The sequence below is a fragment of the Exiguobacterium sp. s152 genome (genome assembly GCF_018618335.1).
Lineage (GTDB): Bacteria > Bacillota > Bacilli > Exiguobacteriales > Exiguobacteriaceae > Exiguobacterium > Exiguobacterium chiriqhucha.
In genome coordinates, this window is sequence record NZ_JACSLX010000013.1 from 24291 (window position 1) to 37292 (window position 13002).

13 protein-coding genes are annotated in these 13002 nt (G+C 38.8%); 5 read left to right on the top strand and 8 right to left on the bottom strand.

Annotated elements, in window-relative coordinates; all coding sequences use genetic code 11:
• Nucleotides 1-141: 141 nt before the first annotated feature.
• The 4 genes from KNP72_RS14710 to KNP72_RS14725 form a co-directional block, all read right to left on the bottom strand.
• Nucleotides 142-1242 (bottom strand): hypothetical protein, encoded by a 1101-nt coding sequence (locus tag KNP72_RS14710; protein WP_214834184.1) that lies wholly within the window; start codon nucleotides 1240-1242, stop codon nucleotides 142-144.
• 66 nt (nucleotides 1243-1308) lie between these two features.
• Nucleotides 1309-1533, bottom strand: coding sequence for a hypothetical protein (locus KNP72_RS14715; protein ID WP_214834187.1), 225 nt, complete (start codon nucleotides 1531-1533; stop codon nucleotides 1309-1311).
• Nucleotides 1534-1545: 12 nt separating this feature from the next.
• Nucleotides 1546-1728 carry a hypothetical protein gene (locus KNP72_RS14720; RefSeq protein WP_051627825.1) on the bottom strand — a complete coding sequence of 61 codons (183 nt, stop codon included), beginning with the start codon at nucleotides 1726-1728 and terminating at the stop codon, nucleotides 1546-1548.
• Between the two features lie 298 nt (nucleotides 1729-2026).
• Entirely contained in the window at nucleotides 2027-2515 is a 489-nt protein-coding gene (locus KNP72_RS14725) for a helix-turn-helix domain-containing protein (protein ID WP_214834190.1), read from the bottom strand.
• A gap of 342 nt (nucleotides 2516-2857) precedes the next feature.
• On the opposite strand from KNP72_RS14725, the gene KNP72_RS14730 reads away from it, so the two are divergent.
• Nucleotides 2858-3076 (top strand): helix-turn-helix domain-containing protein, encoded by a 219-nt coding sequence (locus tag KNP72_RS14730; protein WP_214834192.1) that lies wholly within the window; start codon nucleotides 2858-2860, stop codon nucleotides 3074-3076.
• Between the two features lie 98 nt (nucleotides 3077-3174).
• Here the strand turns inward: KNP72_RS14730 and KNP72_RS15990 are convergent, their stop codons facing one another.
• From KNP72_RS15990 to KNP72_RS14745, 4 genes are all read right to left on the bottom strand, one after another.
• Nucleotides 3175-3300 (bottom strand): hypothetical protein, encoded by a 126-nt coding sequence (locus KNP72_RS15990; protein ID WP_255418328.1) that lies wholly within the window; start codon nucleotides 3298-3300, stop codon nucleotides 3175-3177.
• 64 nt (nucleotides 3301-3364) lie between these two features.
• Entirely contained in the window at nucleotides 3365-4846 is a 1482-nt protein-coding gene (locus KNP72_RS14735) for a hypothetical protein (RefSeq protein ID WP_214704207.1), read from the bottom strand.
• Nucleotides 4847-5089: 243 nt separating this feature from the next.
• Entirely contained in the window at nucleotides 5090-5404 is a 315-nt protein-coding gene (locus KNP72_RS14740) for a type II toxin-antitoxin system RelE/ParE family toxin (protein ID WP_251125206.1), read from the bottom strand.
• Nucleotides 5405-5410: 6 nt separating this feature from the next.
• Nucleotides 5411-5749 carry an AbrB/MazE/SpoVT family DNA-binding domain-containing protein gene (locus KNP72_RS14745; RefSeq protein ID WP_115336732.1) on the bottom strand — a complete coding sequence of 113 codons (339 nt, stop codon included), beginning with the start codon at nucleotides 5747-5749 and terminating at the stop codon, nucleotides 5411-5413.
• 328 nt (nucleotides 5750-6077) lie between these two features.
• Here KNP72_RS14745 and KNP72_RS14750 point away from each other — a divergent pair, with 328 nt between their 5' ends.
• From KNP72_RS14750 to KNP72_RS14765, 4 genes are all read left to right on the top strand, one after another.
• Complete coding sequence (locus tag KNP72_RS14750; protein WP_214704208.1) at nucleotides 6078-7817, top strand: ATP-dependent nuclease; 1740 nt, start codon at nucleotides 6078-6080, stop codon at nucleotides 7815-7817.
• Between the two features lie 409 nt (nucleotides 7818-8226).
• The gene (locus tag KNP72_RS14755; protein ID WP_214834195.1) at nucleotides 8227-9252 is read left to right on the top strand and encodes a tyrosine-type recombinase/integrase; all 1026 of its coding nucleotides are present in this window, start codon (nucleotides 8227-8229) and stop codon (nucleotides 9250-9252) included.
• Nucleotides 9253-9490: 238 nt separating this feature from the next.
• Nucleotides 9491-10072: a hypothetical protein gene (locus KNP72_RS14760; protein WP_214834198.1), complete on the top strand. Its 582-nt coding sequence runs from the start codon at nucleotides 9491-9493 to the stop codon at nucleotides 10070-10072.
• 1777 nt (nucleotides 10073-11849) lie between these two features.
• Nucleotides 11850-12410, top strand: a complete 561-nt coding sequence (locus KNP72_RS14765; protein WP_214834201.1) for a YcxB family protein — start codon at nucleotides 11850-11852, stop codon at nucleotides 12408-12410.
• The last annotated feature ends 592 nt before the right edge of the window (nucleotides 12411-13002 follow it).

Here is a 13002-nt window from a genome sequence, read left to right on the forward strand (position 1 = left end):
TTTGTCGAATGATGTTGTAGACCCCGTTCAGCAGATAAAAAATCCCGGCCGGTAATACCAACAGGCAGAACAGGGCGGGGAAGATCAGACGTATCGAGAATCGTGGTGATCGGGACGGAGTTCTCAATTATTTCACCTACCTTAATCTGAATAAAGAATCGTTTCCAGGTTAACTTCTTCAGCTGCGATCGCGGCTTGAATCTTCTCACGGGCCGATGTGTCCTTGCTAGAGGTCTTCTTCAGTTTCTCGTTCAGTTCACCGATGGTGGCCGTGATATTTTTGTACTCGTCGATTTTTTCTTGTACGGCAGGGTCGTTCGTCTTGGACGCCCAATCGTTCGCAGCCTCGATGTCCCCGAGATAGAGATAGGCGGTCACTTTCGCGGAGATACGGGGAGCAGTCCACTCCACATTCTCCGTCTTGGCCACGGTCTCATGATCCCGTTCTAGTGTGGCGAGATCGAATGCGCCCTCATCGGTCGGATGTGACGCTTGGAACTCTTGGAGCCGTTCCAATTTCTCCTGATCGGATAGGTCGAGCCTGGCCAGCTTCGTCTCGATCAGGATAGGGTCATCCGTGAGCTCGAGCGCTTTCTGGTCTGCGCCTTCTGCGAGATAGAGGTCGACCAGTAGAATATCCTCTTCCTCGGACCGGTCTTTCCGTTCCAGTAAATCGATGAGCGAGGACTCCTCACCTTGGAGCGCTCGTTCGTAAGCATCTAACCACCTCTGTTCAGTACCGGTCACCTGTTCGGCGTGCGCCTCCTTGTCAATGAACCATTGTGTCGCAGTGAACAGGGAGGTGAATAGAATCCCGGCCGTGGCCGCACCGTAGATGAGGCGACGCTGTAGTCGGGTCAGGCGTGACTGATAGGTCGACGACACGATCGGGTTGGATTTGACGGAATGGCGTTTATAGTCTTCCGGTGTCTCGGACTCGATCTCGTCGAGGATCCACATCTTCTTCGCGTTATCCTCTTTCTTCGTCCGGATCCGTTGTACCCGGTCTTTCACTTGATGGTACAGGTTTGGATAGGTGCCTTCGGTCCCAAACGTAAACGTCCCTCGATAGAGCAACTCGTCTTTCTGGTCGAAGAGCCGGAAGTCACCGGAACAGGTCGTCCCTTCCTCGCTACGTGCCTGGTGCAGATCATGGGTCGCGACGACCGCCTCGGCGAAAGTGAGCCTTTCATAGTTCTGGATCCGTGTATCCGGTACGTCGGTGAATCGTACAAACAGCATCTCGTTCCTCCTCTCGTTTCAAGCAACAAAAAAAGCCTTCCGATTGGAACGCTGCGTGCGTGTGCATTAGAATTTGATGTTCTGGTCGACCAGCTCGGCGAGCGTGAACGCGCCCATGACGATGATCAGGCCGACTGCGCCACCGACGAGCCAACCGACGGCCTTCGAGCGACCTCGATCCCCGCCGAAGATGAAGTAGAAGCCCCCGATCGCGAAGGCGATGGCCGCGGCGATGACGGCGAGCCCCTGGAAGAACTGAAGCAAGCTGAGCCCTGTCTCATTGAGTCCCATGTCGTTCCCTCCTTAGTCCTGGTGCGCCGGCGACTTGAAGCTGAGCTTCGCCTCGAGCGCCTCCATGATGAGTTCCTGGTTGTCCTGGATAACCTGTTGATGTTGTTCGTCGAGCCACTCCTCATAGTCCTTCCCACGGATGCGTAAGAGTTTCTCGGCGAAGCTACGGTTCTGTTTCTGTTCTTTTGATGCCACAGTACACACTTCCTTCCCTTGATCTCTTGATGTGCAGCAGCACATCATTAAGGACAGTCGGATTCGGTGCGATGGGTTTCTAGCCGTTCCCCCACGAACTCCGCTCCTCGTTTTGATAAGGAGCTGTACAGGGTTTTTCGATGACCCGAAACGATGCGGTGACCTTGTGGCGAGTTTTAGGCGACTCTCGCCGAACCATCTGTGCGTAGATCCCGCCCACCCGGTCACTGGTGAGGGACACGCCGGTATGTGATTGGAGTAGACCATCCTTAAGGATGTGCTGCTGCGTCGATGTCGGTTACTGTCGGACTCTTTTCCGCTTCTTGACATGGATGAGCTCGTCATCCGGATTCTTTCGTTTAGCGAGCACATGGGCGTCACAGACGACCGTACGGATCCGATAGTAGAGCTGCGTCAACTGGACCGCCTCGCCGCTTCCTTTCTCGATGCCGATGAAACCGTGCAGTTCATAGGTTTTTCCGTCGAACGTGCGGACCGAGTCGGCCTGTGGCAACTCCTTCAGGTCGAACCGGCGTCGCTCGAGCTTGGTGACGGAACGCTTCGCCCCGTATCCGAAGTCGATGGCGTCCCACGGGACCGTTGCGAGCGTGTGTCCGAACGCGCGGGCCAGGTGATCAATATCGGCAATCGACGGCACCGACCGGTTCTGTTCATATTGACTGATGGCGGGCTGCGATATCTCCCCTAATGTCTTCTCTGATAGTTCGACCTGTGACCAGCCCGAGAGCCGGCGGTTCTCCTTCAACCACTCCCCGAATCGATACATAAGCCTTCCCCTTTCTGTAAACCAGAGCGGCGACCAAACAGATGTTTCCTTTTTGTTGGTTCCAATATAACAGGGATAGGGATAAAAATCATCAGTTTTCTGATATGTCAGAAATTTTACAGTTGACGATTCTTGTCGAATCCGCTCTATACAAGGGATAAAGAACAACAGTAACTCAATATTTTTTGTTTTGTAGCACAACTGTAAAAAATAACCCATTTTAGATAGAAAATAATGACAAGTGTTTTGATTTCAAGAGATTATGGTAAGGTACAGGAATAGAGGCGTTGGTAAAGAATAAGGATGAGGAGAGAACTTGGATCGTGGGGTGAGCAAGTGGAGTTGAACGAGGTAATCATCGAGCGGATGAAGGAACTCGCAGCCGAACATAACATGACCATCCATCAAGTGATTCAAAAAGGTGGATTGAATCAAGCTACGATTTCAGAGCTAATGAGCGGACGAACAAAACATCCGAAGGTAAGTACGATTCAAAAGTTTTGCGTTGGATTGAATATTTCATTAAATGACTTTTTTAACGATAAAAAGTTTGATAGTTAATGTATTAAACACTAGTTTCTAAACACATGAACATCCTTTTATATAACCGAATGTTAATCGTAAAACATTCGGTTATATATCCTAATTAGGGGACATTTTTAATGTTTATCGTCCTGATGTTTTTTTAAAGTTTTTCCCGCTTTACTTTTTTGTTTCTTCGAAGACGTTTTACTACCTAATGTCTTCCCCGCCTTTCCTACCTTCCCACCGGAATGTTTTGTCATTTACCCACCTCCTTTCTATATTTTGTTGTATAGACAATAAGACTAAGATGTTTTTTAAGATGCGTTAGGACTTAATAATTCCTTCTTTGTGAAGTACATCTACAAAATTTGTTAACTCTCTATTCAATTCATCAATGAACGATTTCAAATGTGTGTTTAATCCTTCTTTACGTATTTCTATAGGAATGAGGGTGAAATCAAACCATGCTTGAGGATTCACTTTATTCTTCCCTAATAGCTCAAACAAATCCCAATCCTCAAATATAATTCGTTCAAGCTCATATAAACTTATAAATTTGAAATTCGAGCACAGATGGTTGTATTGATCTATATCCAAATCCAGTTCTTGTGCGACTTTTTTATATATTTCTTCTCTACGAATAAAACTATCTTCTAACATAATCACTATTCCAAATGTATCACTTAACTCAAAGGTTTTTCGTTCGTCAAAGGGATGATATTCTTTGCCAAACTTCATGGTAGCATTCCCGTATAACTGAATCATGTTTTCACTTAATCGTAAAATGGTTCTTTCAATGTCACCTTCATTGAGATTACGTAATCCTCTTTGAGGCACTATTGATTTACATTCAATTAGTAGTGCTAAGTCCTGTTTCCTTAACATCAAATCGACGGTTCTTCTTTGATTTCTTTTAAAGTTATATGGGTATTCTTCGATACACTCTTCAAAGAAACTACCTAGACTTACTATGTGTGTTAAATATGACTCGAGAACGTACTTACCAAACTTTGATCTCAGATCATTATTCCCTGCTGTAAGCCTTGTCAAAAGGGAGGTTGTAACTGCTTCTGTCAACGTATGAGGTAAAGGGAAGTATCTTTTTTCTTGATGGAGAATAAATGGATAGGTATAAAGATAGTTATAACTAGTAACGTAATGTTCAGGTTTATTTATAAGTTTTCTCTGTAAATCTATAAACTCTTGTCTGTTGAGCTCTAAAAATTTAATTACTTGTGAGAATTCTTTATAAATTAAATTGTGAAAGTCTTCATTCAATATTGATTGCAACGAATTACCTTCGGGATAAAATAGATTGACTATATTACTTAACTGAAGAAAATCTTCATAATTCTGATTGAATTTCCCAAAGAATTCAGTCTTCATATCCACAAAATCATTTGAGAAATTAAAAAAATAGGAGTATCTATAATATTTCATATATTTATTTTCTTGAAGAATAAATTGAGTTAAGCCTACAACTATTAGAAAGTCCCTTAAAAAATTTGAGGAAGAGTAGCTTTTGGGTTTTTCTCCATGTTGAGATACTCTAATGCTTGTCATGATTTCTGAAAATCGCTTTTTGCCATACGTGTTTAAAAAGTTCTGATTGTTATACTCGTTAATAGTGAAAATTGAGAAAAGTGCATACGTATTTAATTCCCACGGTAACCACTTGCCTCTTAAAAGGTTGGCTTCAATTAGACCGCTTGGAGACATAATTTTATTTGAGTAACGCTGAGCTTCCTCCATTTTTGCTTCAAAGGAAAATCTTTTCAAGACTAAAGGAATTCGTTCATATTCCAAAATAATCACCTCTGTACAATTATACAATAGACTTTTAAAAACAGATTATGCTCTCTCACTATATTCTATGCGGTGAGCTGCATTAAGTTAATGAGAGTTCTTAGACATAGAATGAAACGAAGCCTGTACAGATTATTCGCGTCAGCGACCGTAAAGATGATAGCTTGACCGGGTAGGCGAGGTAAAAAGTAAAAACGCTTAAGTTTAACGTTTACGTCGACTTAAGCGTTTTTGATTAACGATTTAATTAGATTTTAGATATCTCTTCAATTCATTATAAAAATTTTCTCTGGTGCCGGCTAAAATAACGACAATCCATTCCCCGTCTTTGCCCTCTTCAAGGATATATGCAATCTCGTAAACGGTGCCCTTATATCTAAAATCATAGCCACGAATCCCGGATAAATCACCCGTCTTAAATTCTCCGATTTCAGGGTTACTTGAGATTTTTTCTAAAGTTAATTTGTACAAATCTTGAAGTTGTTTGTCATTCTTTTTGAGACTTTTAAAATATCTTTTTGCTGCGGGAGAATATTTAATACACAAGTTATCACTCAATTCAAATCAGTCCTCGTCGTCATCTCCGAATAAATCATCTAGTGAAGTCGGTTCGGATTCTAATGCTTCCTTAACCATTTGTGAAATAGCCGGACGAATCATATTTTTACGGCGTTGAAACTCTTTTAAGATGTCGTTCCCGGTGAAGCCCTCTTCAAGAACATCTGCTAATATTTCTTCTGAGAAATCATCCGTATGTGTTCTTACTGGTTTGATTTGAATAACTCCGTCATTCAGTTCCATAATAATCTCTTTTTCAATACCGATCGCATCAAAAAATTCTTTTGGAATGGCGATTTGTCTTTTGCTGGAGACGGCAACCTTTTTCGTTTTCGTTGCTAACATGGTTTCTCTCTCCTTTTTTCACTTTACCATTTTCATTGTTGTGTAATTTATTTTCCCTCGGTTTTTTTGTTCGTATGCTTTTTGTTAGTTGACTTTTCGCATTTTCACTTTATATCCAGTAAGAATTCTTACTCTTTACTTAATACTAACTATATACCACTCTTTTAATTTATTCAATCAAGTTACATATTCCCGAAATTTTATTAATCAGAAGTAGTTGATATAAAATCCAAATAAATACAAATAAATATTGTTGCACCCTTTTTTATTATTTATAGTTAATATATGTATAAAAATATTCTTACTAAAAGATCTGGAGGAGAAATATATGAAATTAATTAAGTTACGTGTATCTAATTTTAGAGGAATAGCGGGAAATTCAGTTACTGCTGGAATTGAGATTGATTTCGAAAACATAGACTTGGTCTATTTGATTGGACAAAACAATACAGGAAAATCTTCAATCCTCCATTCCTACGAGTATTTTGTTAATTCATCCATAAATGCAAAATTAAATGATTTTCACAATAATAATTCAGAACCTATAATTATCGAAGGATGGATCCAAGCCGAAAGCGATGAGGATCGACAACATAGTGCAATGGTGAATTCAATGGACCATGAAGGTGTTGGGAGGTTTAAAAAAGAGTGGGTTGAAATAGGAGGAAGCGCTAATAAATATACTTTTAACACAACGGATCAATGCTGGGATATAGGAGGTGCAGGAGGATTCGACACCTTATTACAAAACGCTTGCCCAGAACCGATTTGGTTACGCGGATTAGACGATGTAGAAATAATTCTAGCGAACGTTCAGAAACTGATTAAAGAAAAAGTAATAGACAACGCAGTCAGCTCTTCTCGGATCGGAACCATTCAATCAGAGCTAGAAGAACTTCGTAAGGAAATTTTACAAGATGAATACTCAATAAAATTAGAATCACGATTAAATGATATGATGCAAGAGACTTTCCCTGACTTAAAAGTATCTTTATTTGGAGATAAGAAAGATGATATAAGTAAAAAACTCTCTTCATTTATACATACCGATATCAACTTTTCTAATCGACAAGGGCAAGCTTTGCACATGAGTAATCATGGTCATGGCATTCGGAGACAATTCTTATTCAATTCATTAAGAGGACTAAATCATGTCTTTAAGGAAATGGAAACTGCTAGAAACAGAAGAAATGTCGAAATAATCGATAACATTGACCAAAAAGATACTTCATCAAGAAAGAAAATGCTTTTAATTGAAGAACCAGAGCTTTTTCTTCACCCTCAATCTATTAGACTTTTTTCGAAAATACTCTATGACTTAGTAAATCGAGAAAACGGGAACCCGGAGTTTCAAATTATAGCTGCCACACATTCTCCGATTATGATTGATTTAAGTAGAGATCATACTACTTTAATTAAAACTAATATCAATGACTTAGGGGATGTTTGCTTAAACCAAGTAAAATACTCTATTTTTGACGAAGAAGAAAAAGAGCACATGAAAATGTTAAATTCATTTAACCCGTACATTTGTGAAGCGTTCTTTAACGATAAGGTTATTTTAGTTGAAGGTGATACTGAGGCTGTAGTTTTTAGAGAACTGTTAAACAAGTTTGTCGAGAACGGAAAAATTTCATATAACGATGTTCCTTTAGTAGTAAATTGTGGTACAAAAAATAATATTCCGTCTTTCCAAAAAGTTTTAAACCATTTTAAAATTTGTTATACAGTAATTCATGATTTAGACGACACCTTGAACGTCAATAATCAAAATAATAGTGCATGGACTTTAAACTTCACTATTGAAGCTGGAATCATTCAAGTAAATGATCCTAATATAGCTAGACGATATGTTATGGAACGAAATTTTGAGGATGCCCACCACTACAGTCATACTTCATCATTAGGTAAACCGCTTTCGGCTTATAGATTAGTCCAGGGATGGGATGTAAATGATACAAGCATAAAGGCCGTAGAAGCGTTAAATTATTGTATTGAATACGACCCGAATCTAGTGTTCGATAGTAATTGGGTGAATAATCGAGATAATTCGAAAGTAACTCCTTAATGCTTGAACAATAATACACCCAAAGACAGAGTGGAATATACCGCACTAAGTATCCTCAGGTAGCTAAACGATTCAATTTTCCTTGAGTCGCCTAGCTACTTTTTTTATTTCTTAAAACCAAAATCCAATCTTCTTATATATAAAAATCAACCCTAAAAAAATCTATAATATATTACTCTTGTCTCAGTACGAACTTAAAATATCTAACTTGTGATAATATAAGATTATCACAAGTTATATATTTTATAATTTATATTTGACTACAAAAGTAATACTTTTATTATCAATTAATTAGTTCAATTGCTTGTTGTATTTAAGGCGAAATTACCTATGTATTACTTGTATTTATCGAGTATTTTATAAAAACTCATTTTAAGTTTGAAAATATATAATGAAAAGAGGGAGAAGCATGGAGCTTGAGAAAAAGCAGCAGGCATTCGAAGTAGCGTTGCGAGAACTGACCGGTGCGAACCCAAAATTGGCTGAGGCATTAAGGAAGGACCATATCGATCTAAAAACGTTGACTGACATCGAAATTATCGAATTGTTCTGGGCGACGGAACTGTTCCCAATCTATGCGGACAAGAGCCCGCACACGCGACGCGCATATAAACTGGACCTTGAGTTCATTCTTAATTTTGTGATGACGAAAACAGACGGGTTAAAAGACCTGACCGTGCTCGACATCCATCGCTACCTATTCGAGGTGAACGAACAGTATGCGCCACGCACGGCGCAGCGGAAGAACCACATGCTAAAGCGTCTCCTGACCTACCTCCACGTCAACCAGTATCATCTACATAATCTAGCCTTTCACGTGAAGAACCAACAGCGTCCAGAAATGCTCCGACGTGAAGTCGATTTCGACGAGATTGAGCGGATCGCCGAGTCGTTCCGCTATACCGTCAAACGGGCTCAAAAAAAGGAGCTCATGGAGCTCCGGAACGAGACAATCGGGTATTTGTTGTTGACGACCGGGATGCGGGCGGCGGAACTGTTATCAATCAAGTTCACCGACGTGAAGCGAAATCAGCAGACATCCTATGTCGAAGTGAAGGGGAAACGTGACAAGTGGCGTCGTATCCCGCTCACCGAGAAAGCGACCCATCTCGTAAATCGGCTGCAGACATTGATGATGATTGAGGAGGTCTCGTCCCCTTTTATCGCCTTCAGCACGAAAAAAGCTAACAAGGCCATCACATATGAAGCCCTGCGCTTGATGACTCATCAGGCGGTCGACCATGTCGCGAATGAAGAGAAGACCCCACCCCACTGGTTCCGCCGGGCTTACATCACAAAACTCTTGGCGAACGGAAGCTCGTTAATTGGGGTCATGCAACTGGTCGGTCATAATTCAATTAATACAACGAATGGTTACTTGCAATCGTTAAATCAAATTCAGGATATTTCCAACAATAAATTACCATTTAAATAATTTAATATTTTTCGTCATTTAATGTGGTTTATTTGGAAATTAAATTTATTACTGTTAACCTAAGGTGAACCTTTACTAGAAACTGAATATTTCCCTACTCTTTTATTTTTTTATAAAAAGAGCAGGCGTAGAGAATAACTTTTTTATTCTTGCTTTAAACCACCCATTTTTGAAAATAGAATAATTTCCACATGCTTAAAAAGTAATTAAATGCTAAGTAGAAAAGAGGAACAAATGGATGATTGTAAAGTATCAAATGTCATATGAAGATTATATGGCTTTACAAAAAGATTCTTTAAAAAGAACAAGATTTCATCGAATAAAATCTAGTATTCTGTTTGTATTGCTAACGGTAATGGTATTTTTATTTGGAATTGTGCTCTCTATTCTTGTTTTGCCACAATCATCGCACTTAATGTCGTTTAAAATGTACCAACTTCTCCCGATATTTATAGGAATCCTGCTTGCCTTGGTCATGATGCGTTATGTTAAAAAGTTTTATGCTTTTGCTACAATTGCACAACTAAAATTCATGCTTAGAAACGATAAACGTTGGCCTCGCGATATCACATTGAACATACATGAAGTCGGTATCGATTTAACATATTCTCGTGAGAATTCGGATATAACCACTAACGTAATCTGGGACTCGGTTAAAACAATCGGTCAAGACAGAAATCATCTTTTTTTGTATTATGAAGAAACCGAAGCGGTTATTATACCTACAAGTTATAATGTATTAGGTAAAGAAAAACACGAAATACTCCGAAAGCTACTTATGCAACATTTAAATTATGAGTTCCAGAATAATAGTGATTAAATCTATCTTCGAGATAATTTTCTTTGTTATTCAATTTCATACAAAAATAAAAAATTATATATGTATGCTCCTTGGGATTGCCAAATATTATTTAAATAAACTCAAAAAAACAAACCCCATGAAAATTCAGCTTTCATGGGGTTTGTTTTCTAAATACCTTTCAATAATTATCTTCACCAGATGATAGAGGTATTTGGACTTAAGGAGCCGCTGGTATGGTAGCGAAACGAATTTAAGATGTATGTTATGGATTTTTATATGAAGGTAAGTTATTTATGAAAAAAACAGAACTATGTTACTTTCACGTGAGATATAATTTTATATTTAGTAAAGAAAACTTTTTCTTCAGAATATAACTGAATCCTAATGCGTCAAATGTAAATAACAAAACGTATTTAGACTTAGCACATTTCATTTGGTTTCAGAAAAAAATAATCATAAGTGATTATAAAAATAATGACATGAAAATAGGAGAATCTTAATGATTATTAACTACCAATTGACTTATGAAGACATTATCGCACTACAAAAGAATCATTTTAAAATAACAAGATCTCCCCGACAAAAAAGAAGACTATAATCATCACAACAACTTTCTTCGTATATTGGATTGGTCTATTGCTTGCATCACTTCTTTTCAAACCGACTTTATCGACAAGTTCATTCTATTACATTCTTTCTATCCTGGGAGCATTTGGAGCCGTTTTATTTATTGTATTGGTGATGCCGGCTATAAGCAAAATTCCCGATTTTGTGAGGCTCTTAATCTCTAGGTTCGTTTTAAAAAAGACAATCACTTACCACGCGATTTAATTATGCACTTTCAAGAAACCGGAATAGAAATTCATTCAATCAGTAATCAGAGCAAAAAAATCACTAAGGTTACTTGGGAGTCTATTGAAAGATTGGGTAACGACGAAAATCGCCTTTTTTTATATTACCTTGAATCTAAAGAGGGAGTAATCGTCCCTATTAGTGATGATAGAATACGTGAGACTGAGAAACGAAAGCTCCGGGACTTGCTCAACCAATATTTACACCCTGACATAATCACCGCAAACAGTGGATACGGACAATTTTTTAATTAATTCGTTAACTAATTGAAAGTATTTTATTTGAAGCTCGAAGAGAACCACCACAGGAACTTACATCCTAATGCGATGACCATTCGGACTAAGGGTTTCACTATACTTATCCGGCCTACCAATCGCAGATTCGCGGGTAAGGATTGGTCCAGTCTATGTCACGTCGTAGGAACGGTCTGGACAACGCACCGTTCTAGTCTCATTACAAGCACCTGAAGGACCTTGTCGACCAGCGATTGGCACTGAACCTCACCGAGGTTCGTTTAATGGTTAACGCCTATATCGACTATTACAACAGCGAAGGCCAACAATGGAACTTGAAAAAGATGATCCCGTAACAATACAGAGGCCAGCTGATCGTCGCATAGAAAATCGAGGCACTTTTCATTAGACTGTCCCCATGAAACAAAGCTTATTTCATAAATCAAACTAAGCTCTTCTCTAACTGCTTTATTTGAAATGATAATACGTATTTGTCACTGTATACCTACCTGATAGTACCCACATTCTTCAACAAATAAAGATATGTACACGCTTTATACAAAATATGATTAAAGTCATATCGCTGGAAAATAACGTAAATAATCTGTTACGGTTGACCTAGGTTAGCATTATGTAAGTGAATTTCATTTATATGGAAGAAGAGGAGCTGTAGGATGGATACAAAATATTAATTGACGTTCGAAGACTTTATGGCATTACAGAAAGACTCTTTAAAGAGGACCGAGCGTCATAAAGCTAGATACAATATTACAACCATCGCACTCGCCATGATGGTCTTTTTGTTCGGCTTTATTGTTCTCCATATCATATTGCCGATGTCTCTCTATTTTTATTCTCTCTACTTGAATTCGGAGAATATATTTAAACTAATCGTAGTATGTTTAGCCATTATCCCCGTCATTCTATTGAGACCGTTTATCGGAAAGTATTACGATTTCGTCACGCTTCGCAAACTCAAATCTGCGTATAAAAACGATACAAGATGGCCCCGGGATGTGACGTTGCAGCTCCATGAAACCGGGGTTCACGTAAGCTCTTCTTTTAAAAGTGGGATCAAAAAAACTGATGTGCCATGGGATTCCATTAAGGTCGTTGGTGAAGACGATAGTCACTTCTTTTTATACTATGAAACGAACGAGGCAATTATTGTCCCTAAATCCATTTCTAGCCTGACCAAATCAGAAAATATGGCGTTTTATGATTTGATCGAACAACGATTGAATAATGATTTTGAGAGAAATGGAATGTAATTAACTATTTATACGAAAGTCCTAATGCTCATAACTGACAAAGTCTTCACTAACAAACATATAACTGAATAAGGTATTTTGAAACTTCCCGTCAAAAGATAAATCTATGGTTTCTTTATCTTTTGACGGTTTTTTATATATTTCATAAGTGCTGCTTATAACACTTAAACTTCTCATTTTTTAAAGTATTACAACGTTCTAAGATACAAAAATAAACTTTATCAGCATAGACGTGATGTTCAGTCGAATGGGGTTGAATTTTAACATGAGTTGATTCTTCAAAAAAATATAAACGTTATTATAATTGAACAATCCACAAAAGTGTGCGCCGGCGCACACTTTCAGTTCAATGTTTTTAATCAATGTTCCTCTTTAACCCCGTTTGCATATCACCCCTCAGTTCTTTATGGTTTTCGTTCTTAAAAAGTGTGCGCCGGCGCACACTTTCAATTCAATGTTCTTAACCAACGATTCCTCTTCAACTCTGTCTGCATACCAACCCTTGTATTTTGCAATACAAATGTGCACAATAATGCAACGAAAAGTACAGAACTTTGCCAGCTGGGTTTTAGTGTTTCGACAACGCATGCGT

Coding starts and splice junctions, on each gene's coding strand:
- KNP72_RS14750 (WP_214704208.1), top strand. CDS start 6,078: ATGAAATTAATTAAGTTACGTGTATCTAATTTTAGAGGAATAGCGGGA.
- KNP72_RS15990 (WP_255418328.1), bottom strand. CDS start 3,300: ATGACAAAACATTCCGGTGGGAAGGTAGGAAAGGCGGGGAAGACATTA.
- KNP72_RS14760 (WP_214834198.1), top strand. CDS start 9,491: ATGATTGTAAAGTATCAAATGTCATATGAAGATTATATGGCTTTACAA.
- KNP72_RS14725 (WP_214834190.1), bottom strand. CDS start 2,515: ATGTATCGATTCGGGGAGTGGTTGAAGGAGAACCGCCGGCTCTCGGGC.
- KNP72_RS14765 (WP_214834201.1), top strand. CDS start 11,850: ATGGCATTACAGAAAGACTCTTTAAAGAGGACCGAGCGTCATAAAGCT.
- KNP72_RS14755 (WP_214834195.1), top strand. CDS start 8,227: ATGGAGCTTGAGAAAAAGCAGCAGGCATTCGAAGTAGCGTTGCGAGAA.
- KNP72_RS14745 (WP_115336732.1), bottom strand. CDS start 5,749: ATGTTAGCAACGAAAACGAAAAAGGTTGCCGTCTCCAGCAAAAGACAA.
- KNP72_RS14715 (WP_214834187.1), bottom strand. CDS start 1,533: ATGGGACTCAATGAGACAGGGCTCAGCTTGCTTCAGTTCTTCCAGGGG.
- KNP72_RS14710 (WP_214834184.1), bottom strand. CDS start 1,242: ATGCTGTTTGTACGATTCACCGACGTACCGGATACACGGATCCAGAAC.